Annotated in this window: 1 pseudogene; it reads right to left on the bottom strand. The window is 59.2% G+C overall.

Features of this window, described 5'->3' with window-relative positions:
* Window positions 1-255: pseudogene (locus ACUHMQ_RS21310) on the bottom strand (IS21 family transposase); the annotation flags it as partial.

Here is a 255-nt window from a genome sequence, read left to right on the forward strand (position 1 = left end):
AGAGCTTGAGGTGAGCGACCTGCATGCGGCGATAGAGGCCGCCAATCACTAACCCCTCCTCGCTCCAGTCAAACTGAAATGCCTCACCCAACGCAAACTGCAGCGGTACAAAGGCGTGCAGTGCACTCCCTTTACGACCGCGCCAGGCACGGATAAAGGCTGTCAGTTGGCTGTAACCGCCTTGGTAACCCTCCGCCTTGATTTGCGTGAACAGCGCCCGGGCTGTGCGTCGATCCGGTTTGGGCCGATGGGAAT

This window comes from Chitinimonas violaceus (assembly GCF_052601015.1).